Source organism: Marichromatium sp. AB31 (genome assembly GCF_003718685.1).
In the GTDB taxonomy this organism is placed as follows: Bacteria; Pseudomonadota; Gammaproteobacteria; order Chromatiales; family Chromatiaceae; genus Marichromatium; species Marichromatium gracile.
Window position 1 is genome coordinate 40,028 of record NZ_RHFI01000001.1, and the last position, 23,420, is coordinate 63,447.

Sequence of the window (23,420 nt, forward strand, 5' to 3'; positions counted from 1 at the left end):
GCAGAAACCCCGAGCTGATGCAAGGGAGGAGGGGAGTGCCATGAAGACCAAGACGAAGATGCCCGCCGAGACCAGCGCGCAGCGCGCGCCGACCCTCTTCGACGAGATGGATCGCGCCTTCGAGCAGATGATGCGACAGGGCTGGCTGCAGCGTCCGTTCCCCGGGCTGTGGCGGGGCTGGGACGCCGAGACCAAGGCGACGGCGGTGGTACCGCGGATGGACGTGATCGACCGCGACGACGAGATCCTGGTCCGCGCCGAGGTGCCGGGCGTGGCCCGCAAGGACCTGGAGATCGAACTCAGCGGACGGCTGCTTACCATCCGGGGCGAACGGGCGCACGAGACCCGCGAGGAGCGCGGCACCTACTGCCACACCGAGATCGCCCGCGGTGGCTTCACCCGCAGCATCCGGCTGCCCGATGAGGTCGCCACCGAGCGGGTCGAGGCGACCTTCGAGGACGGCGTCCTCGAGGTCCACCTGCCGAAGACCGAGCGCGCCGAGCGCCGCCGCGTCGAGGTGAAGTGATCATCCACCACGCGCGCCCCCGAGCCCGCAACGCCCCCGGTGTCGACACCCGGCCCGGGGGCGCGTCGTTGCGGCCCTGGCACGACCCGTCCCTCAGCGCTCGCGCCACACCGTGGTGTAGAGATCGTGACGCCGATCCTTCAGGTTCTGCACCGTGCCCGAGTTGCGCGCCGCACGCAGCGCCTCGAGACGCAGGTCGGCGAAGGCCACGGTCTCGACGTTGGGCGTGGTGTCGGCGGCGATGCCATCGCGCGCGAAGGGGAAGTCGCAGGGGGTGAGGATGCAGCTCTGGGCGTACTGGATGTCCATGTTGTGCACGTTCGGCAGGTTGCCGACGTTGCCCGAGAGGGCGACATAGCACTGGTTCTCCACCGCCCGCGCCTGACAGCAGTAGCGCACCCGCAGATAGGACTGGCGCTCGTCGGTGCAGAAGGGCACGAAGATGATGTTGGCGCCCTGGTCGACGAGATGACGGCCGAGTTCGGGGAACTCCGAGTCGTAGCAGATCAGCACCCCGATGGGACCGCAGTCGGTGTTGATCGCGTTGAGCGAGTCGCCGCCCTCGATGTTCCACCAGTAGACCTCGTTGGGGGTCGGGTGGATTTTCGGCTGCTCGTGGACCTCGCCGCCACGCAGACAGACGTAGCAGATGTTCTCGACCCGGCCATTGGCCATCCGCGTCGGGTGCGAACCGCCGATGATGTTGATGTTGTAGCGCACCGCCATCTCGCTGAGCGCTTCCTTGAGCGGCGTGGTGTACTTGGTGAGCGCCTCGATCGACTCGGCCGGCGACAGCTCCTGGTCCTCCATCGACAGCAGCTGTAGCGAGAACAGCTCGGGGAAGACCACGAAGTCGGCGCGATAGTCGGCGGTGACGTCGACGAAATAGCGCACCAGATCGATGAATTCATCGAACGACCCCACCCGGCGCTGCATGTACTGCACCGTCGCCACCCGCACGGTGTCGGGCAACCGCGCCCCATAGCTCTTGGCGCGACGCTCCTCCTGCTCGTCCGGGGCATTGGGGTTGCGCCACAGCAGATGCACCGCATACCCGAGCGACTCCTTGTCCTCCTTGAGGTAGTCCGGCAGCAGCCCGAGCACCTCGAAGCCGTTGCGCATCTGGAAGGCGAGCACCGGGTCGCGCTGGCGGCTGGCCTTGGCCTCCTCGAGATAGTGCTCGGGACCGTCGAAGCGGCGCACTCGTCGCGCCAGGGTCGGCAGCCGGCCACCGAAGACGATCCCCTTGGCGTCCCAGGCGCGCGCCAGCTTCTTGCGCGCGTCATAGAGACGCTGACCGATGCGCAGCCCGCGATAATCGGGGTCGACGCAGACCTCCATGCCGTAGAGATAGTCGCCGTCGGGGTCGTGCCGCGAGGCATAGCCGCCGCCGCTGATCTCGGCCCAGGTATGGGGCTTGAGCGCGAACTGACCGCTGATCAGGAAGGTGGCGCAGTAGCCGACGATCTCGCCCTGATACTCGGCGACGAACTGTCCCTCGGCGAAATTGTTGATCTGGCCGCGCAACATCGCTGCCGAATAGGTGCCCATGCCGGCGCTCTGGTAGACCTTGGCGACCAGGGCGCGGATAGCGGGAATATCGGCGATGCGAGCGTTGCGGACCAACAGTTGGGGCTTGGTGGATCTGGCCTGGGTGGAGCTGGACATGTCGTGCACTCCTCGGCTGAAGGGATGGCCGGCGTCGATACCGGACCATCGATTGTGCCAGACCCCACACCCTTGTCGCTGCCTATCGGTCACCCTCACATTGAGAATCATCAGTAGACTGACGGGTTCGCCACGGCGGACGGACACCACCGCCGAGCGGCGACCGCCGCGGCGAGCACACGTCATTCACGGACCGAGATCATGCCGACCCCCGCCCCACAACCCGAACCCGCGCTGCGCGTGGCCCTGCTCGCCGACACCCACGGCAGCCTCGATGGACGTATCGAGCAACTGGTCGGCGACTGCGACCTCGCGGTGCACGCCGGCGACATCGGCAACGCCGCCGTGCTCGCGCGCCTGCAACCCCGTCAGGGGCGGGTGCTCGCGGTCTATGGCAACAACGACTCGCCGCGCCAGTGGCCGAGCGCCGACCGCGAGCTGCTCCAGCACCTGCCGGAGTGGCGCGCCTACCCCCTGCCCGGCGGCACCCTGGTGGTGATCCACGGCCACCAGACCCCGGCGCGCGACCGCCACGGCTGGCTGCGCCGACGCTTCCCCGAGGCCCGGGTCCTGGTGTACGGTCACAGCCATCGGCTGGTCGTCGACACCGACGTCTCGCCCTGGGTGCTCAACCCGGGCGCGGCCGGCCGCACCCGGACCCACGGCGGCCCCTCCTGCCTGATCCTCGAGGCACGCGCCTCGACCTGGACGGTCGAGGTGCACAGATTCACCCATCATTCGCACGCGCCGCGCGCGCGCATCGCCTGACGACACCATTCATGAGTTCAACCACCGCGCACCTCGTCAAACCCCCGAAGTCCCTGCTGCGTCAGGTCGGCCGCGCCATCGCCGACTTCCGCATGATCGGCGACGGCGACCGCATCCTGCTCGGCGTCTCCGGCGGCAAGGACTCGCTGTCGCTGCTCCACATCCTCGCCCATCTGCGCACCTATGCCCCGGTACGCTTCGAGCTCGCCGCGCTCACCGTCGACCCTGAGGTGCCGGGGTTCGACCCGCAACCGCTCAAGGACTACTACACCCGCCTCGGCGTGCCCTGGCACTACGAGCAGCAGCCGCTGATGGAGCAGGCCAAGACGCACATGGACGGCGACTCCTTCTGCGCCTACTGCTCGCGGATGAAGCGCGGCATCATGTACCGTCTCTGTCGCGAGCACGGCTACAACGTGCTCGCCCTCGGCCAGCACCTCGACGACCTCGCCGAGAGCCTGATGATGTCGCTGTTCCACGGCGGCCAGCTGCGCACCATGAAGGCGCACTATCGCAACCAGGAGGGCGACCTGCGGGTGATCCGCCCGCTGGCCTACTGTCGCGAGCGCCAGACCGCCGACTTCGCCGCCCACGCCGGGCTGCCGGTGGTGCCCGACAGCTGCCCGGCCTGCTTCACCATGCCCTCGCAGCGCGCCTACATGAAGACCCTGCTGGCGCGCGAGGAGCGCGAGCACCAGGGGCTGTTCGCCAACATGCTCCACGCCATGCGCCCGATCATGACCGAGGGCGAGCTGCCCGAGCCGGGCTGGCCGAGCGAGCGGCCGCGCCCGGACTCAGAGCAGGCCGCGCTCGGCGAAGGAGACGCCCGCGCCGGCGCCGATGACGAAGTGGTCGAGCACGCGCACGTCGATCAGCGCCAGGGCAGCGCGCAACCGCTCGGTGATGCGTAGATCGGCCTGACTCGGCTCGGCGACCCCGGAGGGGTGGTTGTGGGCGAAGATCACCGCTGCGGCATTGGTCTCGAGCACCCGTCGCACCACCTCGCGCGGGTGTACGCTGGCGCCGTCGACGGTGCCGCGGAACAGCTCCTCGTAGCGGATCACCCGGTTGCGGGTGTCGAGGAAGAGACAGGCGAAGATCTCGTGCGGCGAGCCGTAGAGACGTAGCTTGAGATAGTCGCGGGTGCACTGCACGTCGCTGAGCGCATCGGCGCCGCCGATGCGGCTGAACAGATAGCGGCGGCTGAGTTCGAGTACCGCCTGGAGCTGCGCGTACTTGGCCGTGCCCAGCCCCTTGCCGGCGCAGAAGCGGCGCTGGTCGGCGGCGAGCAGACCGGGCAGCCCGCCGTAGTCGGCGAGCAGCTCGCGCGCCAGGTCGACCGCGCTCTTGCCGGTTACCCCGGTGCGCAGGAAGATCGCCAGCAGCTCGGCGTCGGTGAGCGCCTGCGCGCCGTGCGCCAACAGCTTCTCGCGCGGGCGCTCGGCACTCGGCCAGTCGCGGATCGGCATCGCCGTGGTCTCCCGCCGGGTGCCGTCCGGCCACGCTCGGCGGTCGCGCTCGCACCCGGTGATCTGCGTTAAACTGATCCGATTCGAACACCAAGGATACACGATTTGTCGACTCAACCAAGCGCGGGATCCCGCATCCTGCTCGGGGTCGGGGGCGGTATTGCCGCCTACAAGTCGGTCGAGCTGGTCCGTCGCCTCAGCGAGCAGGGCTGCGAGGTACAGGTGGTGATGACCCGGGCGGCCACCGCCTTCGTCGGTCCGCTGACCTTTCAGGCCGTTTCCGGGCGCCCGGCGCGGGTCGAGATGCTCGACCCCGGCGCCGAGGCCGGGATGGGCCACATCGAGCTCGCCCGCTGGGCCGACCAGATCCTCATCGCCCCGGCCACCGCCGACCTGATGGCGCGGCTGGCCGCCGGCATCGCCGACGACCTGCTCACCACCCTGGTGCTGGCCAGCCCGGCACCGCTGGCGATCGCCCCGGCGATGAACCAACAGATGTGGTGCCACCCGGCCACCCAGGACAACCTGGCGCGGTTGCGCGCGCGCGGCGTCCAGGTGATCGGCCCCGGCGTCGGCGTCCAGGCGTGCGGCGACGAGGGCCCGGGGCGGATGCTCGAACCGGCCGAGATCGCCGCCGCGCTGCACCCGGCGCGACCGCTCGACGGGGTCCGGGTGCTGCTCACCGCAGGCCCCACCCGCGAGCCGCTCGACCCGGTGCGCTATCTCGGCAACCGCAGCTCCGGGCGCATGGGCTATGCGCTGGCCGAGGCGCTCACCGCGCTCGGCGCCCGGGTGACCCTGGTCAGCGGCCCCACCGCGCTGACGCCACCGCCGGTCGAGCAGGTGGTGCAGGTCGAGACCGCGCTGCAGATGCACGCCGAGGTGATCGCCCGCGCCGACGCCTGTGAACTCTTCGTCGGCACCGCCGCGGTCGCCGACTATCGTCCGGTCGCCCCGGCCGAGACCAAGATCAAGAAGGAACACGCCGCGCTCGAGATCCGTCTCGAACGCAACCCCGACATCCTCGCCGAGGTCGCCGCGCGCCGCCCCGCCCCCTTCACCGTCGGCTTCGCCGCCGAGACCGAGCGGGTCGAGCACTATGCCCGTGGCAAGCTCGTCGACAAGGGGCTCGATATGATCGCCGCCAATCGTGTCGGCGGTCCGCGCGGCGGCTTCGAACGCGAGGAGAACGCGCTCACCGTGCTCTGGCCCGACGGTCAGCGCGACCTGCCCATGATGGCCAAGCCCCGACTCGCGCGGGCGCTGGCCGAACTCATCGCCGAACGCTATCTCGAACACCATGCACCATCGTCTTGACGTCAAGCTGCTCGATCCCCGACTCGGGCGCGACTATCCACTGCCGCAATACGCCACCACCGGCTCGGCCGGGCTCGACCTGCGTGCCATGCTCGAGGCCCCGCTCGAGCTCGCCCCCGGCGACGCCGAGCTGCTGCCCACCGGGATGGCGATCCACATCGCCGAGCCCGGCGTCGCCGGGATGATCCTGCCGCGCTCCGGGCTGGGCCATCGCCACGGCATCGTCCTCGGCAACCTGGTCGGGTTGATCGACTCCGACTACCAGGGACCGCTGATGGTCTCCTGCTGGAACCGCGGTACGGTCCCCTTCCGTATCGAACCCGGTGAGCGCATCGCCCAGCTGATATTGGTGCCGGTACTGCAGGCCGAATTGCGGGTGGTCGATGCATTCGACGCCACCAACCGTGGCGCGGGCGGCTTCGGCCACACCGGCAGACACTGAATCGAGCGCCAGAGCGCGCGCCGGCGGACCGCCGGCGCGGCGCCGCGCCACGCCGGGGACGCCCGCCATCGGCCTCCAGGACCGCCCCGGCGCACCCGCTGCGAAGACGCGCCGATCGTCTCCGCTCGCCCCACCCGCGTCCCACCCGCGCCGCCCGGCGCGCCGACGCATCGACAGACCCGGACACCACAGATGACACTCGCAAACGAACGCGCCCATACCATCGCCCACGTCCTCAACGAGTCGCTGCCCTATATCCGTCGCTTCCAGGGCAAGACCATGGTGATCAAGTACGGCGGCAACGCCATGGTCGACGAGCGCCTCAAGCAGGGCTTCGCCCGCGACGTGGTGCTGATGAAGCTCGTCGGCATCAACCCGGTGATCGTCCACGGCGGCGGCCCGCAGATCGGCTCGCTGCTCAAGCGTCTGGGCAAGGCCACCGAGTTCGTCCAGGGGATGCGGGTGACCGACGCCGAGACCATGGACGTGGTCGAGATGGTCCTCGGCGGATTGGTCAACAAGGAGATCGTCAACTTCATCAACCAGCACGGCGGCCATGCCGTCGGTCTCACCGGCAAGGACGGCGACCTGATCCGCGCCCGCAAGCTGGTGCTGCGCCGCGGCGCACCCGAGCTCAAGGCCTCCGAGATCATCGACCTCGGCCATGTCGGTGAGGTCGAGAGCATCGCCCCCCACGTCCTGCACATGCTGGTCAAGAGCGACTTCATCCCGGTGATCGCACCGATCGGGGTCGGTGAGGACGGTCGCGCCTACAACATCAACGCCGATCTGGTCGCCGGCAAGATGGCCGAGGTGCTCGAGGCCGAGAAGCTGCTGCTGCTGACCAACACCCCCGGGCTGCTCGACGGCGAGGGCACGCTGATCAAGGAGATCGACGCGGCGCGGGTCGAGGCGCTGATCGAGGAGGGGGTGATCTCCGGCGGGATGCTGCCGAAGACCCGCTGTGCGCTCGACGCGGTGCACTCCGGGGTGCGTTCGGCGCACATCATCGACGGCCGGGTGGAGCACGCGGTGATGCTCGATCTGTTCACCGACGAGGGCGTCGGTACCCTGATCCGCAGCCGCTGAGACTCAGCGCGGGGACCGCAGCGCGTCGCGAAAGCCCGCGACCGTGGCCTTGGCGGCGGCGTCGATACAGTCGTCGGCGCCGGTCAGCCGGTTGCGGCACTGCAGGTCGAGATAGAGCACGGTGCCGCCCTCCAGCCCGCTCAGCCGGGCCAGGGTGAGCACCCGCACCTCGCGCTCGTCACGCACCCGGGCGATCAGCAGATCGATGCTCTGGTGCAACTCGGGCGGCGCGAAGCGCTCCGTCAGATAGGCCCGCGCCCGCGTCCAGTCGCGCGCGCAGCGCGCGCGCTCACCACACACCAGACGATGGGATGGCACCGGGAGCGGCGCCGCCGCCTCCCCGTCCAGCCCACGTAGCTCACGCAGCCGCTCCAGCACCTCGGCGAAGCGTCGGCGCGCCGCGTCCTTGGAGCGCTCCAGACCGACGATGCGCCGATAGTGCTCGAGAATCCGTCGCTCGACCTCGATCACCTCGGATTCCAGCGTACGCAGGGTCTCGGCCTGCCCCTGATCGGCCTCGGCCCGCTCGGTGGCGAGCGCCTCGAGACGCGTCCGTTCGCGGCGGATGCCGTCGCGCTGCACCTGGATGCGGGCGTCGAGCGCGCTCAGTTGCCCCTGCATGACCATGCGGACATCCTCCTCGTTGCGATAATTCGCGAGGATGTAGTCGTCATACATCTGTGCCAGCGCGCGGGCGCGCTCGGCCTCGATCTCCGCCTCGGAGGGCGCGGGCGGGACCGTCTCGCGCTCGACGCCACGGGTATCGAGTTCGACATGCCCGCGATCGACCGACTCGGCCGGCAGGATATCGGAATAATGGATGTTGCCCGTCTCGTCGACCCAGCGATACAGGCGCGCCTCGACCTGCTGCAGACAACCGCACAGACAGGCCGCCACGACCAGCGAGCAGAGTGGACTTGGGCGGGGCGATCGCTTCGACATCGCAAGACCTCCTGACGATCGAGGAAGGGGCGCTGAGCGCCGCCGGGGAGGCTTCGCCGCGCCGCGCTCACGGACCGGCAGACCAGCGGCGGCGCCCGCCCTCCCTGGCTTGCGTGCGGCGATCAGGCCCCGTAACGGGCGCGATAATCGCGCACCGCGGCGGCCATCGCGTCGGCCTCGGGGCGCTCGCCGAGGAAGGCGATGAGATCATCGAGGGTGACCACGCTGTAGACCGGCATGGCATAGGTCTCCTCGACCTCCTGCACCGCCGAGCGGACATCGCGCCCGCGCTCCTGACGATCGAGCGCGATCACCACCCCCGCGGGCTCGGCCCCGGCAGCGCGGATGATCTCGACCGACTCGCGCACCGAGGTCCCGGCGGTGATCACGTCGTCGATGATCAGCACCCGGCCGCGCAGCGGACTGCCGACGATGATGCCGCCCTCACCGTGGTCCTTGGCCTCCTTGCGGTTGAAGGCATAGGGCTGGTCGCGGTCGTGCTTGGTGGCGAGTGCGATGGCGGTGGTCGCCGCCAGCGGGATGCCCTTGTAGGCGGGACCGTAGAGCACGTCGAACTCGACCCCGGCGTCGACGATGCGCTGGGCGAAGGCCTCGCCCAGCCGCGCCAGGCGCACACCCGTGTCGAACAGACCGGCATTGAAGAAATAGGGGCTCTGGCGGCCGGATTTCAGCGTGAACTCGCCGAACCGGAGCGCGCCGATCGAGGTCGCGAAGTCCAGAAGGTCGCGCTGGTAGTCTTGCATCATGGGGGCGTGTCCTGAAAGAAAACGTCGGATGGATGGGATCGGCGCCCGACACGACCAGGCCGCGCCGGCGCCACAGACCCAATAGGATAAACGCTCATCCGTGCATTTGAGCAGGGTCGCGCGCCCTGCGAGGAGTCGATCGATGCTCGAACAGGCCCCACTGGGACTCTATCCCACCGCCTTCCTCGTCGGCCTGCTCGGCGGCGTGCACTGTCTGGGGATGTGCGGCGGCGTCGCCGGTACCCTCACCCTCGGGCTCGACCCCGCCACCCGTGCCCGGCCACGACGTCTGCTGCCCTTCCTGCTCGCCTACAACCTCGCGCGCATCGCCGGCTATGCCCTGGCCGGGGCGCTGGTCGGCGCGCTGGGGGCGCTGCTGGTCGAACTCGGTCCGCTGCTGGCGGTGCAGCGCGCGCTCTATGGCCTCGCCGGGGTGGTGATGATCCTGCTCGGGCTCTATCTCGGCGGCTGGTGGCGGGTACTCGCGCTCGGCGAGCGACTGGGACTGGTGCTGTGGCGCCGGCTCGAACCGCTGGGGCGCGCGCTGCTGCCGGTGCGCAGCCTGCCGCGGGCGGCGCTGATCGGGCTGATCTGGGCCTGGCTGCCCTGCGGGCTGGTCTATAGCGTGCTGATCAGCGCCCTGGCGAGTGCCGATGCCGGACGCGGCGCACTGGTGATGCTCGCCTTCGGCGCCGGCACCCTGCCGACCCTGGTCGGGCTCGGGCTACTCGCCGGCGCAGCCGCCAGGCTCGGCGAGCGCGTCTGGGTGCGCCAGCTCGCCGGAGCGGTGGTGACGGGCTTCGGGGTGCACGCGCTCTGGCAGCTCCTGGTGCTGCGCTGAACGCGCGCGGCGGGGATCAGTCCTCGGTAAAGAACTGCTGTTCGAGCTCGACCTCGGTGGTCTGATCGCTGCCCTCGGGGGTCACCGCGATGCGGAACACCATCACCTGCTCCTCCTCGATCGGGAACTCACCGACATAGTGCACGGTGCCGCGCTCGGGGATGGTGATCTCGCGCATCGGCACACGCGTGGTCTCGGTCGAGGGCGGGGTCAGGGCCTCGACCTCGATGCGCGCGCGGGTCGGCGCCCCCATGCCCTGTTCGCTCGGACCGCGCACGCCGACGTTGAGCATGCCGCGGCGCTTGCTGCGCAGGATCTTGAACTCACTGGCGATCTCGGGGTTGAGCGTCGCGGTGGGGATGGCGTTGTAGTGGATCTGGTAGCCATCGGCACTGGTGGCGGTCTCGGCGCCGACCGGGGCGCTGAGGCTCAGTGCCACGCCGAGCGGGAGCAGCAGGGCTCTAAGTCTGAACATAACGCAATCTCCTGTTGAACACATTGAGCGAAAGACTCGCGGCTTCAGGGGCGCTCGACGGGTAGGGGGAGCTGCTGCGGCGCCTCGATGCGCAGCCGCTTGTAGCGTGCGTGCTCGCCCCCGATTAGGGTGACCCGCGAGGGTGCCACCCCGAAGGCGTCGGCGACGAACCGCCGCAGCGCCTGATTGCCCTTGCCATCGACCGGCGGGGCCTTGATCCGGACCCGGTAATACTCGCCACCGGGATCGGGGCCGATGAAGGCGTCGCGCGGCGCGCGCACCTGCACCCGCAACGACAGCTCCAGATCCTCCCCGCTCCAGCGATACCAGCTCATGCCCGCCTCAGAAGGGATTGCCGACGAGGAAATCGAGCGGCGGCACCAGCAGCATCTTGAGCAGCACCAACCCGATCAGCACCGCCATCGGCGACAGGTCGATGCCACCGATCGGGGGGATCAGCCGCTGCGCCGGACGCATCAGCGGATCGGTCAGGCGCGCGAGCAGCGCCACGGCCGGGTTGAAGGGATCGGGGTTGAGCCAGCTGAGCAGGGCGCGCGCCAGCACGGCGAAGAAGAAGATGTCGAAGAACAGCTCCAGCACCCCGGGCACGGCCCAGCCGAGCACCGCGAAGGGCGAGCGATCGACCCCGAGCAGCAGCATCAGCAGCAACGACTCGACGGCAAGCAGCAGCCACACCAGCAGCAGCGAGGCGAGATCGAGTCCGCCGTAGCCGGGCACCAGCTTGCGCAGCGGGCGCAGCACCGGGGTGGTGACCTTGACCACGAACTGCGAGATCGGGTTGTAGAAGTCGGCGCGCGACCACTGCAGCAGGAAGCGGATGGCCACCACCGCGGCATAGAGCCCGAACAGGGTCTGGATCAGGAAGACGGCGGGATTGAGCAGATAGGACGAACTCATGACTGGCCCTCGAGCTCGGTCGAGATCTCGGCGGCGCGATCACGCGCGGCACGCGCGGCACGCGCCACCAGATCGTGCAGGTCGGCGCCGTCGAACACCGCCAGCGCGCGCGCCGTGGTACCGCCGGGCGAGGTCACCCGTTCGCGCAGCCGCGCCGGGGTCTCGTCGCTCTCCATGGCCATCTTGGCCGCGCCGAGCGCGGTCTGTACGGTCAGCAACCGCGCCGTCTCGGCATCCAGCCCGAGGGCGACCCCGGCCTCCTCGAGCGCCTCCATGAAGCGCAGGAAATAGGCCGGGCCACTGCCGGAGATGGCGGTGACGGCATCGATCTGCGCCTCGTTGTCGACCCAGCGGGTCAGCCCGGCGGCGCGCAGGATGGTCTCGGCATGATTGCGACCGGCGGCATCGACCTCGGCGCTGGCGTGCAGGCCGATCGCACCGCTCTGCACCATCGCCGGGGTGTTGGGCATCGCCCGCACCACCGGCAGCGGCGCGCCGAGCCAGCGTTGCAGCGTCGCCTCGCGCACCCCGGCCATCACCGAGATCACCAGCACCCGGCGACCGGCGAGCGCCGGGGCCAGATCACGGCAGACGGCGGCGGCGACCTGCGGCTTGACGCACAGGGCGACGATCTCGACCCCGTCGATCGCGGCGGCACCAGCGGCGAAGGCACGCACGCCGAAGCGCGCCTGCAGCTCGCCGCGGCGCTGGTCGTCGGGCTCGACGACCCGGATCGCGGCGGCATCGTAGCCGTCGGCGATCAGGCCGGCGATCAGGCTGGTGGCCATGTTGCCGCCACCGATGAAGGCAATGCTGGCTGTCGTCATATCAACCCCGGAAACAGAAGGAAACCATGCGGCAGACGCCCGGCGGGCGCCATGCCAAAACTCAATTATAAGGACGCGGCCCGAACACCGCGGTGCCGACCCGCACCAGGGTCGAGCCCTCGAGGATCGCCGCCTCGAGATCGCCCGACATCCCCATCGACAGACACTCGAGCGGGGTGGCGGCGCTGGCCAGCGTGTCGCGCAGCGCGCGCAGCGCGCGGAAGGGGACGCGCTGCGCGGCCTCGTCCTCGGCCGGCGGCGGCAGCGTCATCAGCCCGCGCACGCGCAGCGCCGGCAGGGTCTCGCAGAGCGCCAGCAACTCGGCGGCCTGTTCGGGCGCGAGTCCGGCCTTGCTCGCCTCGCCGGCGAGATTGACCTGGATGCAGACGTTGAGCGGCGCGGCATCCGCGGGGCGCTGGTCGTTGAGCCGACGGGCGTGATCCGGGCTGCACAGCCCGTGCACCCAGTCGAAGTGGGCGGCGATCTGGCGCGTCTTGTTCGACTGCACCCGACCGATGAAGTGCCATTCGATGCCGGGCGCCTCGAGCGCGGTGATCTTGTCGAGCGCCTCCTGCACATAGCTCTCGCCGAAGGCGCGCTGGCCAGCCTCGTGGGCGGCGGCGATGGCCGCCAGCGGCTGCTTCTTGCTCACCGCCAGCAGCGCGATCGTGGCCGGATCGCGCCCGGCGCGCGCGGCGGCGGCCTGGATGCGCGACTGCACCTGCTGCAGCCGCGTGTCGATGGTCTCTTGGGTCATGATCGATAACGTGTTCGTTGGGACTCAGACACCCGCCGGCGCCAGCCGCGCCTGCAGCAGCCGCAGCGCCTGGCCGCGATGACTGAGCCGGTTCTTGGTCTCGGCGTCGAGCTCGGCGGCGCTGCAGCCGGTCTCGGGGACGAAGAACACCGGGTCGTAGCCGAAGCCGTTGGTGCCGCGCGGGGTCTCGAGCACCCGCCCCTCCCAGGTGCCCTGGCAGATCACCGGGGTCGGATCCTCGGCATGACGCAGATAGACCAGCACGCACTGGAAACGCGCGCTGCGCGCCTCGGGGGCGACACCGGCGAGCGCCTGCAGCAGCTGCGCGAGGTTCTCGGCATCGCTCGCGCCCGCCCCGGCATAACGCGCCGAGCGGATCCCGGGCGCGCCCTGGAGGGCGTCGACCTCGATCCCGGAGTCGTCGGCGATCGCCGGCAGCCCACTGTGACGCGCGGCGTTGCGCGCCTTGAGGATGGCGTTCTCGACGAAGCTCAGCCCGGTCTCCTCGATCTCGGGGATGGCGTGGTCGCGCTGTGGCTCGACCTGCAGCCCGCTGGCGGCGAGCAGCTGGTTGATCTCGCGGACCTTGCCGGCATTGTTGCTCGCCAGCACGATCCGGGTCTCGGGTACGTTTGGGTTCATGGCGGGGTCCATCGGCAGGTGGGTTGATCGGGTGGTCAGTCGGCCAGCACCGCGCGCTGCGCGGCCTGGATCTCGCGAATGCCGGCCTCGCCCAGCGCCAGCAGCGCGTCGAGTTCGGCGCGGGCGAAGGGTACGCCCTCGGCGGTACCCTGGATCTCGATGAAGCGCCCGTCGGCGTCCATCACCAGGTTCATGTCGGTCTCGGCCTTGCTGTCCTCGGCATAGTCGAGATCGAGCACCGGCTCGCCCTCGAACACCCCGACCGAGACCGCCGCGACCTGGGTGTGCAGCGGATCGGCGCCGAGCGCGCCGCTGGCGAGCAGACCGTCGACGGCCTCGCGCAGCGCCACCCAGGCGCCGGAGATCGCCGCGGTGCGGGTGCCGCCGTCGGCCTGGAGGACGTCGCAGTCGAGGGTGATGGTGCGCTCGCCGAGGGCGTCGAGATCGATCGCGGTCCGCAGCGCGCGCCCGATCAGGCGCTGGATCTCGAGGGTGCGACCGCCCTGCTTGCCGCGCGCCGCCTCGCGCGGGCTGCGCTCGCCGGTGGCGCGCGGCAGCATGCCGTACTCGGCGGTCACCCAGCCCTTGCCCTGGCCCCTGAGGAAGGGCGGCACCCGGGCCTCGACACTGGCGGTACAGAGCACCCGGGTGTCGCCGAACTCCACCAGCACCGAGCCCTCGGCGTGCTTGGTGAAGCCACGGGTGAAGCGCAGGTCGCGCAGCTGGTCGGGACGGCGTTGGGATGGTCGCATGGGCTCTGTCTCTCGGTTGATTGGCCGGCCATCTTCGGTCGCCGGCCAGGGGGGCGTCAATGCGCCTCGACCCCGGTCGGACGGCTGTCGGCGGCGCTGGTGACCGCGCCCGTCCGGTAGCGATCCAGGTGCGGGCGCAACCAGTCGAGCAACGCGCTGGCATCCCGCGGACGGCGCGCCGCCTCCATCTGCATCGCCCAGTCGACCGCCTCGAGCAGGAAGCCGGGATAGCGCCCGGCGAGCGCCTCGCGTGCCGACACCAGGGTGTCCTCCTTCTTGCGCTCGAGCGCCGGGGGCGGGGTCTTGCGCTCCATGCAGGTGCGGATGCTCGCGCCGACGGCATAGACATCGGTCCAGGGACCGAGCTCGGCGCGACTGAAGTACTGCTCGACCGGCGAGTAACCGGCGGTGACCACCTGGCTGCCGCGGGCACGCTCGCGGTTGAGCGGGTGCACCGCGCCGAGATCGAGCAGCAGCGGCTGGTTGCCGTGACGCAGATGGATGTTGCCGGGCTTGACGTCGAGATGGACCATCGCGTGCCGGTGCATCAGCGCCAGGGCATCGAGCACCGGCACGAAGACATCCAGCAGAAAGGTGGTGCTGACGCCGCCGCGGCGCTGCTGCAGATAGCCCGAGAGGTTGCGCCCGCGCTCGTTGGGCATCACCAGATAGCCGGTGTCGTTGGCGAGGAAGAAGTCGAGCACGCGGACGATGCTCGGGTGCGACAGCGAGGCCAGCGCCTGCACCTCCTGGAAGAACAGTCGGCGCCCGTGGTGCAGCGACAGCGCCTGCTCGGCGCTCATCGGGACGACACGCCCGCCGTCGCGGCGGCGGGCGAGCTTCTTCGGCATGTACTCCTTGATCACCACCTCGGCCCCGGTGTCGAGGTCGTGGGCGAGATAGATCAGGCTGAAGCCGCCCTTGCCGATGACCTCGGCGAGCTGATAGGCACCCACCAGGGTGCCCGGAGAGAGGCTTTGTCGGGCCAGGGCCATGGCTGGATCATCTGCTCCACTGGACCCGGGCGGCCGAACGGCCGGACCGGGTGTCTTGCTACACGGCACCCATTGATGGCGCCCGATGGCGACGACACGCGTCACGGGGCGACACGCATCGGCGCCAAGTATACGCACCACCCACGACACCGACGCTCGAAAGGCCGGGCGACGCTGCCTTATACTGGAGTCCATCCGACCGTTCTTCCGCCCCCGAGAGCCGCGCCAGCATGATCAAGAGCATGACCGCCTTCGCCCGCGAATCCAGCCAGAGCGCGCTCGGCGAGCTTACCTGGGAGCTCAGGACCGTCAACCATCGCTATCTCGAGCCGATGCTGCGCCTGCCCGAGGAGCTGCGCGCGCTCGACACCCGGATCCGCGCGCGGCTCGGCGAGCGCCTGCACCGCGGCAAGGTCGACTGCGCGCTGCGCTTCAATCCCGGCGCCGGCGCCCCGGTCGCGCTCGAGCTCAACCGCCCGCTGGTCGAGCAGCTGCTCGCCGCCGGCGACGCCCTCGCCGGGCTCAGCGGTCGCGACACCCGCCCCACGCCCTTCGAACTGCTGCGCTGGCCCGGCGTGATCCGGGAGCAGGAGCGCGATCTCGATCAGATCGGCGCCGCCGCGATGGCGCTGCTCGATCAGACCATCGACGGCCTGATCGCCACCCGCGAGCGCGAGGGCGCGCGCCTCGCGCAGCTGGTACGCGAGCGCTGCGACCGGCTCGAGGTCTGTGTCGGACAAGTGCGCAACCGCATGCCCGAGGTCATCGCCGAGACCCGCGCCCGGCTCGCCGAGCGTCTCGCCGAGCTGCGCGAGGAGCTCGACGAAGCCCGTCTCGAACAGGAGATCGTGCTCGTCGCCACCAAGCTCGACGTCGACGAGGAGATGGACCGGCTCACCGCCCATATCGCCGAGGTACGCAGCGTGCTCGAGCGCGACGAGCCGATCGGTCGCCGGCTCGACTTCCTGATGCAGGAGCTCAACCGCGAGACCAACACCATCGGCTCCAAGTCCTCCGACGTCACCATCACCCGCACCGTGGTCGACATGAAGGTGCTGATCGAGCAGATGCGCGAGCAGATCCAGAACATCGAATGACCTCGGACGCCTGTCGCGCGCCGCTGGCGACAGCGACAGGGACGTTCTCGCATACACCACGCGCCGCTGTCGAGGGCCGTTGCAAGGTCGTATAATTGCGCCTTTTTCGTCTCGCGCACCCAGGTGGAAAGGCACGCCCGAGTCCGCTCCGGGCTCGCGGTTGCAGCCCAACCAAGACACACCGTCCGCGGCCGCGCAGGACCCCACCGTCGAAGGCACACCCGCAATGGGACAAGGCATCCTCTTCATCGTCTCGGCGCCCTCGGGCGCCGGCAAGACCAGTCTGGTCCGGGCGCTCCTCGAGCGTGATCCCGCGCTCGCGCTCTCGGTCTCCTGCACCACCCGCGCGCCGCGCGCCGGCGAGCAGGACGGCGTCCACTATCACTTCCTCGCCCGCGAACGCTTCGAGCAGGCGATCGCCGCCGGCGACTTCCTCGAGTCGGCCGAGGTCTTCGGCAACCTCTACGGCACCCGCGAGCAGGACGTGCGCGACCGGCTCGAGGCCGGCGAGGACCTGATCCTGGAGATCGACTGGCAGGGCGCGCGTCAGGTCCGCGAGCGCATCCCCGAGGCGGTCGGCATCTTCGTGCTGCCGCCCTCGATCAGCGAGCTCGAGCGTCGGCTGCGCGGACGCGGCACCGACAGCGACACGGTGATCGCCGGGCGCATGGCCCAGGCGCACGACGAGATGATCCACGGCGACGAGTACGACTATCTGGTGGTCAACGGCGACTTCGACGCCGCGCTCGCCATCCTGGCGGCGATCGTCACCGCCGAGCGCCAGCGCCAGGCGCGCCAGCAGGCCGTGCTCGCAGCGCTGCTCGAGGGCTGAGCCGGCGCCACCGGCGCGCCTCGCTCGACATCCCGCGCCGCCGGCCTGGGGCCGGCACCGGGTCGCTCGCAAAGACCTGCCGGACGCTACTTGAACCCACCGTTCTTGTGATAGTCTGAGCAGTGTTCACACCCTGTTCGCGGGCCGTCCCAGGACCGCCCCGGGGCGCCCCGTCGCGGCGCCGCGCCACCGCATCGAGATGCACGGCCCGCTCTGGATTCATCCGCTCCAAAATAGCTTTTAGAGATCACCCGACCATGGCAAGAATTACCGTCGAGGACTGCCTCAAGAACGTCGACAACCGCTTCGATCTGGTGCTGCTGGCGACCAAGCGCGCCCGCCAGGTCGCCAACGGTGTCGAGCCCACGCTGGCCTGGGAGAACGACAAGCCGACGGTGATGGCGCTGCGCGAGATCGCCGCCGGCAACGTCACCAAGGGCACCATCCAGGAGGCCCAGAGCGAGATGGACGAGTCGGCCTCGCTCGAGCAGGCGCTCGCCGCCGAGCTGGCTGCGACCGAGACGCCGCGCGGCGAGGCCCGCTAGTCGTGTCCTCGCGGCGGGTCCCCATGCCCGCAGCCGGGCGTGCCCACCGGCCTCCCTGCCGGTGGCGCGCGCATCCCCCCACCTCCACCGCCGCATCGCGCCGTCCATGCCCGCCGATCCGCTGACCGTCGCGCCGCCCGTCGCCCGCGCACCCGAATCCCCGCTGCGCGCCGAGCCGCCGCGCTATCTCATCAGCGACCTCTGCGCCTATCTCGAAAGCTATCTCCCCCCCGACCAGGTCCGCGAGTTCTATCGCGCCTATCTGTTCGGCGCCGAGGCCCACGAGGGCCAGAAGCGCAAGTCGGGCGAACCCTACATCTACCACCCGGTCGCGGTGGCGCGCATCCTCGCCGAGATGCGCATGGACTACAAATGTCTGATGGCGGCGCTGCTGCACGACGTCATCGAGGATACCGACATCGCCAAGGCCGAGGTCGCCGCCGACTTCGGCGACGATGTCGCCGAGCTGGTCGACGGGGTCAGCAAGCTTTCGCAGATCGACTTCGACTCGCGCGCCGAGGCGCAGGCGGCGAGCCTGCAGAAGATGCTGCTGGCGATGACCCGCGACATCCGGGTGATCCTCATCAAGCTCGCCGACCGGCTGCACAACATGCGCACCCTCGACGCGATGCGCCCCGAGGCCTGTCGCCGGATCTCGCGCGAGACCCTGGAGATCTACGCCCCGATCGCCAACCGCCTGGGCATCAACTGGGTCCGCATCGAGCTCGAGGAGCTCGGCTTCGAGCACCACTGGCCGTGGCGCCGCCGGATCATCCATCGCGCGGTCCGACACACCCACGGGGAGCGGGTCGAGATGGTCGGCGCGGTCGAGCGGGCGCTCCAGGAAGCGCTCGCCCAGGAAGGGATCCCCGGCACCGTCGAGGGACGACGCAAGCATCTCTACGGCATCTACCGCAAGATGCGCGACAAGCATCACCCCTTCGAGGAGGTGATCGACGTCTCCGCCTTCCGCGTGGTCGTCGACCGGGTCGACACCTGCTACCGCGTGCTCGGCGTGGTCCACAACCTCTACAAGCCGGTCCCCGGTCGCTTCAAGGACTATATCGCCATCCCCAAGGCCAACGGCTACCAGTCGCTGCACACCGTGCTGGTCGGCCCCCAGGGGGTGCAGATCGAGGTGCAGATCCGCACCGAGGACATGCAGCGCATGGCCGAGTCGGGGATCGCCGCGCACTGGCTCTACAAGAGCGGCGAGGAGGCCAACCCCGCGGCACTCGCCGCCGACTGGCTGCAGAACCTGCTGGAGATGCAGCGCGAGGCCGGCAACTCGGTCGAGTTCCTCGAGAACGTCAAGGTCGACCTCTTCCCCGGCGAGGTCTATGTCTTCACCCCCAAGGGCCGGATCATCACCCTCAAGCGCGGCGCCACCGTCGTCGACTTCGCCTTCGCGATCCACTCCGACATCGGCAACACCTGTGTCGCCGCCCGCGTCGATCACCGCCTGGTGGCGCTCAACACGGTGCTGCGCAGCGGCCAGCGCGTCGAGATCATCAACGCCCCCGGGGCCAAGCCCAACGCCTCCTGGCTGAACTTCGTCACCACCGGCAAGGCCCGCGCCGGCATCCGCAGCTATCTCAAGAACCTCAAGCAGCGCGAGGCGCTCGGGCTCGGCAAGCGGCTGCTCAACGCCGAACTCTCGGTCTTCGACCTCGACCTCGACCAGCTCGAGACGCCACGACTCGCCGCCTATCTCGACGAGGCCAAGCTCGCCGGACTCGACGCCCTGCTGGTCGACATCGGTCTCGGCAACCGGCTCGCCGCGCTGGTCGCGCGCCGACTCGTCGGCGGCGAGCTCGAGGAGCTCGGCAGCGAGCCCCGCAACGAGGCCAAGAACCACCCCAACCGCCTGGCGATCCGCGGCACCGAGGGCATGGTGGTGAGCTTCGCACGCTGCTGCCGACCGATCCCCGGCGACACCATCGCCGCCCAGTTCAGCCCCGGGCGCGGCATCGTCGTGCACCGCAGCGAGTGTCGCAACCTCGGCAGCCCCGAGCGCAAGCGCGACCGCCGGTTGGCGGTGGAGTGGGCGAGCGAGCCCGAGGGCGAGTTCTCCACCGAGATCCGCGTCGAGATCGGCAACCGCCGCGGCGCCCTGGCGGTGGTCGCCAGCGCCATCGCCGAACAGGGCTCGAACATCGAGACCGTGGTCTCCTGCGAGAAGGAGGGGATGACCACCGCGCTGGAGTTCGTGATCCTGGTGCGCAGCCGTGTCCATCTCGCCCAGATCATGCGCCGGCTGCGCCATATCCCGCTGGTCGAGCGCATCATCCGCCTGCCGCGCTGAACCCCGCTCAGAACTGCCGCACCCTGATGTTGAGCGTCTGGATGCGATAGGCGATCTGACGCGGAGTCATGTTGAGCAGCCGCGCCGCCTTGGCCTGCACCCAACCGGCCTCCTCCAGCGCCGCGATCACCCGCTCGCGCTCGTCGAGCTTGGGGTCGTTGAGGTCGACCTTGGCCGCCGTCGGACGCGCCAGCGGGCGCGGCGGCTCGTTGGCCATGGCGCTGACGTCCAACCCGGTCGACTCGACCACCTCGCAATCGATGCGCCCGTCGACGCTCATCACCGCGGCGCGCTCCAGACAGTTCTCCAGCTCGCGCACGTTCCCCGGCCAGTCATGCCGCATCAGCACCCGCAGCGCGCTGTCGCTGATGCTGAGCGTGCGGCCCTGGACGCGGGCGATCTTGTCGACCAGGAAGCGGGCCAGCTCGGGCACGTCCTCGAGCCGCTCGCGCAGCGGCGGCATGCGGATCGGCATCACGTTGAGCCGGTAGTAGAGATCCTCGCGGAACTCGCCGGCGCGGACCTCGCTCTCGAGATCGCGGTTGGTGGCGGCGATCACCCGCACATCGACCTTGAGCGTCCGGGTGCCACCGACGCGCTCGAACTCGCCCTCCTGCAGCACCCGCAGCAGCTTGGCCTGGAAGGCGGGGCTGATCTCGCCGATCTCGTCGAGGAACAGGGTGCCGCCGTCGGCCTGCTCGAAGCGCCCCTTGCGCTGGCTGGCGGCGCCGGTGAAGGCACCCTTCTCGTGACCGAACAGCTCGGACTCGAGCAGGTTGTCGGGGAGCGCGGCGCAGTTGAGCCGCACGAAGGCGCCGCGCGCGCGCGGCGAGTTGTAGTGGATGGCGTTGGCGATCAGCTCCTTGCCGGTGCCCGACTCGCCCCGGATCAGCACCGTGGTGTTCCACTTGGCGACCTGGCGCACCTGCTCGAAGACCAGGCGCATGGTATCGGCGCGACCGATGACGCTGTCGAAACCGTGGGCACCGCGCACCTCGCGCCTGAGGGTGTCGCGCTCCTCGCGCAGCGCCCGCTGCTCGGCCTCGACACGGCGCGCCAGACGCACCGCCTGACCGATCAGGTTGGCGACCATCTCGAGGAAGTGGGCACGCTGTTCGAGCAGCGCGTCGCCGTCGAGCGGCTGGGCGGCGAGCACCCCCACCGCGCCGGCCTCACCGAGACGAATCGGCACCCCGATGAAGGGCAGCTCGGGATCGTAGAGACTGAGCCGATCGAGAAAGCGCGGCTCGTCGCCGACACGCGGCAGGATCCAGGGCGCGTTGCTGGCCAGGATCTGGCCGATCACGCCCTCGCCGGGACGATAGCTGACGGTCTCGAAGGGCGCCGCCGCCGAGTCGTGGAGCGCGCCGATGAGCAGCTCGCCACGCTCGTCGTCGAGCAGGCTGACCATGCCGTGACGCAACCGCCCCTGTTCATCGAGCACCGAGAGCACGGCACTCAGGGTCTGGCGCAGGTCGAGCGAGCGGCTGAGCACGCTGCTGACCTCGAACAGCACCCCGAGCTGGGATTCGAGCAGGGCGAGCCGGCGCGCATCCTCGCGCGGCGCCGACACCCCGGGAGTGGGTGAGCGCATGAGATCCTCGACCACGATCAGCGTTCCTGCGACAGGGTGTTGAGCAACAGCCGCACGCGACAACCGGCGACCGCCTCCGAATCGACCTCGATCGAACCGCCATGGGCGTTGACGATCTCCTGGGCCAGCGCCAACCCCATCCCGGCATGACCGCGACGCTGTCGCCAGCCGATGAAGAAGGGCTCGAAGACGCGATAGCGATCCTCCGGGGCGATCCCCGACCCGTTGTCCTCGATCTCCACCTCGACCCCGTCGTCGACGCGCCGGGTGCACAGACGCAGCTCGCGCTGCGCCCGCCCGGACTCGCACAGGGCATGGATGGCATTGTCGACCAGGTGCTTGAAGAGCGCGCGCAGCTGATCCTTGTGGCTGGTGAACTCGGGCAGCACCGCCGCCGGGCGCCAGTCGACCACCACGCCGTTGGCGAGCAGCCGGTCGGTCTCGAGTTCGAGCACCTGACGCAGCAGCTCGTTGACGTTGACCAGCGCCCCCGGCTCGCGCGGCTCCTCGGGGAGCGCCGAGGTCAGGGTGTCGAGCGCACGCTGACCGGAATGGCTGATCTGATCGAGCATCCCGGCGAGGGTGTCGATGTTGGCCGCGCCGCCGCGCAGCATCGAGGCGGCGGCGCTGATGACGTTGAGCGGCACCTGGATCTGGTAGATGGCCGCGGCCAGGGCCTCGCGCATGCCGTGCATGCGCTGCTGCTCGGCGAGCCGCGCGCGCAGGTTCTCGAGGTGCGAGCGCTCGATCTCGCGACGCCGGCTGGTGACCTCGTTGGCGAGCAACAGCACCCGGTGCTCGCCCCCGCTGGCACGCCCGAAATAGCTGCGCGCCGAGACGTCGGACTCCTCGACCGGGGTCGCCGAGCAGACGAACCAGCGCGGCCCGCCCCCGCCCGGGACCTCGATCCCGACCTCCAGGTTCTTGAACCCCTGCCCCGAGACCCCGGCCTCGAGCACGTCCACCCCGACCTGCTCGCGCAGCGCAGCGCGCAGCACCTCGAGCGGCTCGCGTCCGCGCAGATCGCCGAGCAGCTTCTTGTACTCCTGGTTGTCGAGGATGATCCGACCCTCGTGATCGAGCAGCACGATCAACGCCGGTGCGGCATCGAGCACGGTCTCGACCCGCGCCTTCTGCTGACGCACCGCGGCCTCCAGCTCGTGGACCTTGGTGACGTCGCGGTGCATGCCGAGGAAGTAGCGCAGCGCACCGCTGCGATCGAGCACCGGGGCGATGGTCAGCTCGGCGAGATAGTCCTCGCCCCCCTTGGTGCGGTTGACCAGGGTCCCGGTCCACGGCTGGCGCTGCTCGAGGGTACGCCACAGATGGCGATAGATGCTCTCCGGCGTGGCCCGGTTGGAGAGGATCGACTCGTTGCGTCCCAGCACCTCGGTGCGGTCATAGCCGGTGAGGGTCTCGAAGGCGCGGTTGGCATAGAGGATGGTCGCACGCGCGTCGGTGATCGAGATCGCCAGCGACGACTGTTCCACCGCCTCGAAGAACAGCCGGGGCGGCAGGGGATCCTTGGGGTTGCCGCCCATCAGGGTGAGCGCCTCCACCACCTCTGGCGGGGTGCCCTCGGGCGGCGCGGCGAGAAAGGCGCCGAGGGCATTGATCACGGCCTCCTGGGTGGCCTCGGGGGCTTGCTGGGGCGACACGGGCATCTCCTCGGGACTGTGGGTCTGGGCGTTCTTTAAGCAATCTGCGTACCGCTTTCAATCGTTCGGCGACCACCGGCATCGATCCCAGAGCTTGTCGGCTTTGCGACAAGGCGATCGGCATCCATGCCACAGCCTGTTGGCACCACGACAGACCCTCTCCCGCCCGAAGCCGGTGCAAACCCACGATTGAC

Annotated in this window: 25 protein-coding genes; 11 read left to right on the forward strand and 14 right to left on the reverse strand. The window is 69.8% G+C overall.

All coding sequences use genetic code 11. The features are described from left to right. Positions 1–40 precede the first annotated feature (40 nt). On the forward strand, positions 41–526 hold the full coding sequence (locus EBL84_RS00165; RefSeq protein WP_123138973.1) for an Hsp20/alpha crystallin family protein: 486 nt from the start codon (positions 41–43) through the stop codon (positions 524–526). Between the two features lie 93 nt (positions 527–619). Here EBL84_RS00165 and EBL84_RS00170 read toward each other — a convergent pair whose 3' ends face one another. Then, positions 620–2,194: a carbon-nitrogen hydrolase family protein gene (locus tag EBL84_RS00170; protein WP_123138974.1), complete on the reverse strand. Its 1,575-nt coding sequence runs from the start codon at positions 2,192–2,194 to the stop codon at positions 620–622. Positions 2,195–2,395: 201 nt separating this feature from the next. Between EBL84_RS00170 and EBL84_RS00175 the strand changes: the two genes are divergently transcribed. Further along, a complete protein-coding gene (locus EBL84_RS00175; RefSeq protein ID WP_062271568.1) occupies positions 2,396–2,962 on the forward strand; it encodes a metallophosphoesterase in 567 nt (188 codons plus the stop codon). Between the two features lie 11 nt (positions 2,963–2,973). Then, a complete protein-coding gene (locus EBL84_RS00180; RefSeq protein WP_123138975.1) occupies positions 2,974–3,873 on the forward strand; it encodes an ATP-binding protein in 900 nt (299 codons plus the stop codon). Here the strand turns inward: EBL84_RS00180 and radC are convergent. After that, positions 3,757–4,431: a DNA repair protein RadC gene (gene radC, locus EBL84_RS00185; protein ID WP_123138976.1), complete on the reverse strand. Its 675-nt coding sequence runs from the start codon at positions 4,429–4,431 to the stop codon at positions 3,757–3,759. The two genes, EBL84_RS00180 and radC, sit on opposite strands and share 117 nt — an antisense overlap. Positions 4,432–4,536: 105 nt before the next feature. Between radC and coaBC the strand changes: the two genes are divergently transcribed. From coaBC to argB, 3 genes are all read left to right on the forward strand, one after another. Next, on the forward strand, positions 4,537–5,748 hold the full coding sequence (coaBC, locus tag EBL84_RS00190; protein WP_123138977.1) for a bifunctional phosphopantothenoylcysteine decarboxylase/phosphopantothenate--cysteine ligase CoaBC: 1,212 nt from the start codon (positions 4,537–4,539) through the stop codon (positions 5,746–5,748). Next, complete coding sequence (gene dut / locus EBL84_RS00195) at positions 5,732–6,190, forward strand: dUTP diphosphatase (RefSeq protein WP_123138978.1); 459 nt, start codon at positions 5,732–5,734, stop codon at positions 6,188–6,190. The genes coaBC and dut overlap by 17 nt, the downstream gene beginning before the upstream one ends. 192 nt (positions 6,191–6,382) lie before the next feature. Next, entirely contained in the window at positions 6,383–7,279 is an 897-nt protein-coding gene (gene argB / locus EBL84_RS00200) for an acetylglutamate kinase (protein ID WP_123138979.1), read from the forward strand. Positions 7,280–7,282: 3 nt separating this feature from the next. Here argB and EBL84_RS00205 read toward each other — a convergent pair whose 3' ends face one another. Both EBL84_RS00205 and pyrE read right to left on the reverse strand, forming a co-directional pair. Further along, on the reverse strand, positions 7,283–8,221 hold the full coding sequence (locus EBL84_RS00205) for a DUF4124 domain-containing protein (RefSeq protein WP_123138980.1): 939 nt from the start codon (positions 8,219–8,221) through the stop codon (positions 7,283–7,285). A 122-nt stretch (positions 8,222–8,343) separates the two neighbouring features. After that, positions 8,344–8,985: an orotate phosphoribosyltransferase gene (gene pyrE / locus EBL84_RS00210; protein ID WP_123139323.1), complete on the reverse strand. Its 642-nt coding sequence runs from the start codon at positions 8,983–8,985 to the stop codon at positions 8,344–8,346. Positions 8,986–9,130: 145 nt separating this feature from the next. Between pyrE and EBL84_RS00215 the strand changes: the two genes are divergently transcribed. Further along, positions 9,131–9,829: a sulfite exporter TauE/SafE family protein gene (locus tag EBL84_RS00215; RefSeq protein WP_123138981.1), complete on the forward strand. Its 699-nt coding sequence runs from the start codon at positions 9,131–9,133 to the stop codon at positions 9,827–9,829. A 16-nt stretch (positions 9,830–9,845) separates the two neighbouring features. Here EBL84_RS00215 and EBL84_RS00220 read toward each other — a convergent pair whose 3' ends face one another. The 8 genes from EBL84_RS00220 to EBL84_RS00255 all read right to left on the reverse strand — a co-directional run bounded on the left by EBL84_RS00220 (position 9,846) and on the right by EBL84_RS00255 (position 15,195). After that, positions 9,846–10,304: a DUF4426 domain-containing protein gene (locus EBL84_RS00220; RefSeq protein WP_165913409.1), complete on the reverse strand. Its 459-nt coding sequence runs from the start codon at positions 10,302–10,304 to the stop codon at positions 9,846–9,848. Positions 10,305–10,348: 44 nt separating this feature from the next. Continuing rightward, the gene (locus EBL84_RS00225) at positions 10,349–10,639 is read right to left on the reverse strand and encodes a DUF167 family protein (RefSeq protein WP_123138983.1); all 291 of its coding nucleotides are present in this window, start codon (positions 10,637–10,639) and stop codon (positions 10,349–10,351) included. 7 nt (positions 10,640–10,646) lie between these two features. Continuing rightward, complete coding sequence (locus EBL84_RS00230; RefSeq protein WP_123138984.1) at positions 10,647–11,222, reverse strand: YggT family protein; 576 nt, start codon at positions 11,220–11,222, stop codon at positions 10,647–10,649. Beyond that, positions 11,219–12,049 carry a pyrroline-5-carboxylate reductase gene (proC, locus tag EBL84_RS00235; protein WP_123138985.1) on the reverse strand — a complete coding sequence of 277 codons (831 nt, stop codon included), beginning with the start codon at positions 12,047–12,049 and terminating at the stop codon, positions 11,219–11,221. Before proC ends, EBL84_RS00230 begins: the two co-directional genes overlap by 4 nt. A 61-nt stretch (positions 12,050–12,110) precedes the next feature. Continuing rightward, entirely contained in the window at positions 12,111–12,806 is a 696-nt protein-coding gene (locus tag EBL84_RS00240) for a YggS family pyridoxal phosphate-dependent enzyme (protein ID WP_123138986.1), read from the reverse strand. 24 nt (positions 12,807–12,830) lie between these two features. Beyond that, complete coding sequence (gene rdgB / locus EBL84_RS00245; RefSeq protein ID WP_123139324.1) at positions 12,831–13,448, reverse strand: RdgB/HAM1 family non-canonical purine NTP pyrophosphatase; 618 nt, start codon at positions 13,446–13,448, stop codon at positions 12,831–12,833. 35 nt (positions 13,449–13,483) lie between these two features. Further along, complete coding sequence (gene rph, locus EBL84_RS00250) at positions 13,484–14,200, reverse strand: ribonuclease PH (RefSeq protein ID WP_062271544.1); 717 nt, start codon at positions 14,198–14,200, stop codon at positions 13,484–13,486. 56 nt (positions 14,201–14,256) lie between these two features. After that, positions 14,257–15,195 carry a serine/threonine-protein kinase gene (locus EBL84_RS00255; RefSeq protein ID WP_123138987.1) on the reverse strand — a complete coding sequence of 313 codons (939 nt, stop codon included), beginning with the start codon at positions 15,193–15,195 and terminating at the stop codon, positions 14,257–14,259. Positions 15,196–15,425: 230 nt separating this feature from the next. Here EBL84_RS00255 and EBL84_RS00260 point away from each other — a divergent pair, with 230 nt between their 5' ends. The 4 genes from EBL84_RS00260 (at position 15,426) to EBL84_RS00275 (ending at position 19,974) form a co-directional block, all read left to right on the forward strand. Then, the gene (locus tag EBL84_RS00260; RefSeq protein ID WP_123138988.1) at positions 15,426–16,292 is read left to right on the forward strand and encodes a YicC/YloC family endoribonuclease; all 867 of its coding nucleotides are present in this window, start codon (positions 15,426–15,428) and stop codon (positions 16,290–16,292) included. A gap of 226 nt (positions 16,293–16,518) precedes the next feature. Continuing rightward, the gene (gene gmk, locus EBL84_RS00265; RefSeq protein ID WP_123138989.1) at positions 16,519–17,124 is read left to right on the forward strand and encodes a guanylate kinase; all 606 of its coding nucleotides are present in this window, start codon (positions 16,519–16,521) and stop codon (positions 17,122–17,124) included. Positions 17,125–17,381: 257 nt separating this feature from the next. Further along, positions 17,382–17,669, forward strand: a complete 288-nt coding sequence (gene rpoZ / locus EBL84_RS00270; protein ID WP_123138990.1) for a DNA-directed RNA polymerase subunit omega — start codon at positions 17,382–17,384, stop codon at positions 17,667–17,669. Between the two features lie 121 nt (positions 17,670–17,790). Next, the gene (locus EBL84_RS00275; protein WP_369957537.1) at positions 17,791–19,974 is read left to right on the forward strand and encodes a bifunctional (p)ppGpp synthetase/guanosine-3',5'-bis(diphosphate) 3'-pyrophosphohydrolase; all 2,184 of its coding nucleotides are present in this window, start codon (positions 17,791–17,793) and stop codon (positions 19,972–19,974) included. A gap of 7 nt (positions 19,975–19,981) precedes the next feature. On the opposite strand, the gene nifA is transcribed toward EBL84_RS00275, so the two are convergent. Both nifA and nifL read right to left on the reverse strand, forming a co-directional pair. Next, positions 19,982–21,568 (reverse strand): nif-specific transcriptional activator NifA, encoded by a 1,587-nt coding sequence (nifA, locus tag EBL84_RS00280; RefSeq protein WP_123139325.1) that lies wholly within the window; start codon positions 21,566–21,568, stop codon positions 19,982–19,984. Between the two features lie 17 nt (positions 21,569–21,585). Next, a complete protein-coding gene (gene nifL / locus EBL84_RS00285; protein ID WP_123138992.1) occupies positions 21,586–23,232 on the reverse strand; it encodes a nitrogen fixation negative regulator NifL in 1,647 nt (548 codons plus the stop codon). Between the last annotated feature and the right edge of the window lie 188 nt (positions 23,233–23,420).

Bases quoted from the DNA above. Each gene is read 5' to 3' on its own strand.
- EBL84_RS00225 (WP_123138983.1), bottom strand. From the start codon at position 10,639: ATGAGCTGGTATCGCTGGAGCGGGGAGGATCTGGAGCTGTCGTTGCGG.
- argB (WP_123138979.1), top strand. From the start codon at position 6,383: ATGACACTCGCAAACGAACGCGCCCATACCATCGCCCACGTCCTCAAC.
- rph (WP_062271544.1), bottom strand. From the start codon at position 14,200: ATGCGACCATCCCAACGCCGTCCCGACCAGCTGCGCGACCTGCGCTTC.
- EBL84_RS00255 (WP_123138987.1), bottom strand. From the start codon at position 15,195: ATGGCCCTGGCCCGACAAAGCCTCTCTCCGGGCACCCTGGTGGGTGCC.
- rpoZ (WP_123138990.1), top strand. From the start codon at position 17,382: ATGGCAAGAATTACCGTCGAGGACTGCCTCAAGAACGTCGACAACCGC.
- proC (WP_123138985.1), bottom strand. From the start codon at position 12,049: ATGACGACAGCCAGCATTGCCTTCATCGGTGGCGGCAACATGGCCACC.
- radC (WP_123138976.1), bottom strand. From the start codon at position 4,431: ATGCCGATCCGCGACTGGCCGAGTGCCGAGCGCCCGCGCGAGAAGCTG.
- EBL84_RS00205 (WP_123138980.1), bottom strand. From the start codon at position 8,221: ATGTCGAAGCGATCGCCCCGCCCAAGTCCACTCTGCTCGCTGGTCGTG.
- EBL84_RS00230 (WP_123138984.1), bottom strand. From the start codon at position 11,222: ATGAGTTCGTCCTATCTGCTCAATCCCGCCGTCTTCCTGATCCAGACC.
- EBL84_RS00165 (WP_123138973.1), top strand. From the start codon at position 41: ATGAAGACCAAGACGAAGATGCCCGCCGAGACCAGCGCGCAGCGCGCG.
- nifA (WP_123139325.1), bottom strand. From the start codon at position 21,568: ATGCGCTCACCCACTCCCGGGGTGTCGGCGCCGCGCGAGGATGCGCGC.
- EBL84_RS00180 (WP_123138975.1), top strand. From the start codon at position 2,974: ATGAGTTCAACCACCGCGCACCTCGTCAAACCCCCGAAGTCCCTGCTG.
- EBL84_RS00175 (WP_062271568.1), top strand. From the start codon at position 2,396: ATGCCGACCCCCGCCCCACAACCCGAACCCGCGCTGCGCGTGGCCCTG.
- dut (WP_123138978.1), top strand. From the start codon at position 5,732: ATGCACCATCGTCTTGACGTCAAGCTGCTCGATCCCCGACTCGGGCGC.
- nifL (WP_123138992.1), bottom strand. From the start codon at position 23,232: ATGCCCGTGTCGCCCCAGCAAGCCCCCGAGGCCACCCAGGAGGCCGTG.
- pyrE (WP_123139323.1), bottom strand. From the start codon at position 8,985: ATGCAAGACTACCAGCGCGACCTTCTGGACTTCGCGACCTCGATCGGC.
- EBL84_RS00215 (WP_123138981.1), top strand. From the start codon at position 9,131: ATGCTCGAACAGGCCCCACTGGGACTCTATCCCACCGCCTTCCTCGTC.
- EBL84_RS00260 (WP_123138988.1), top strand. From the start codon at position 15,426: ATGATCAAGAGCATGACCGCCTTCGCCCGCGAATCCAGCCAGAGCGCG.
- EBL84_RS00240 (WP_123138986.1), bottom strand. From the start codon at position 12,806: ATGACCCAAGAGACCATCGACACGCGGCTGCAGCAGGTGCAGTCGCGC.
- EBL84_RS00170 (WP_123138974.1), bottom strand. From the start codon at position 2,194: ATGTCCAGCTCCACCCAGGCCAGATCCACCAAGCCCCAACTGTTGGTC.
- gmk (WP_123138989.1), top strand. From the start codon at position 16,519: ATGGGACAAGGCATCCTCTTCATCGTCTCGGCGCCCTCGGGCGCCGGC.
- rdgB (WP_123139324.1), bottom strand. From the start codon at position 13,448: ATGAACCCAAACGTACCCGAGACCCGGATCGTGCTGGCGAGCAACAAT.
- EBL84_RS00220 (WP_165913409.1), bottom strand. From the start codon at position 10,304: ATGTTCAGACTTAGAGCCCTGCTGCTCCCGCTCGGCGTGGCACTGAGC.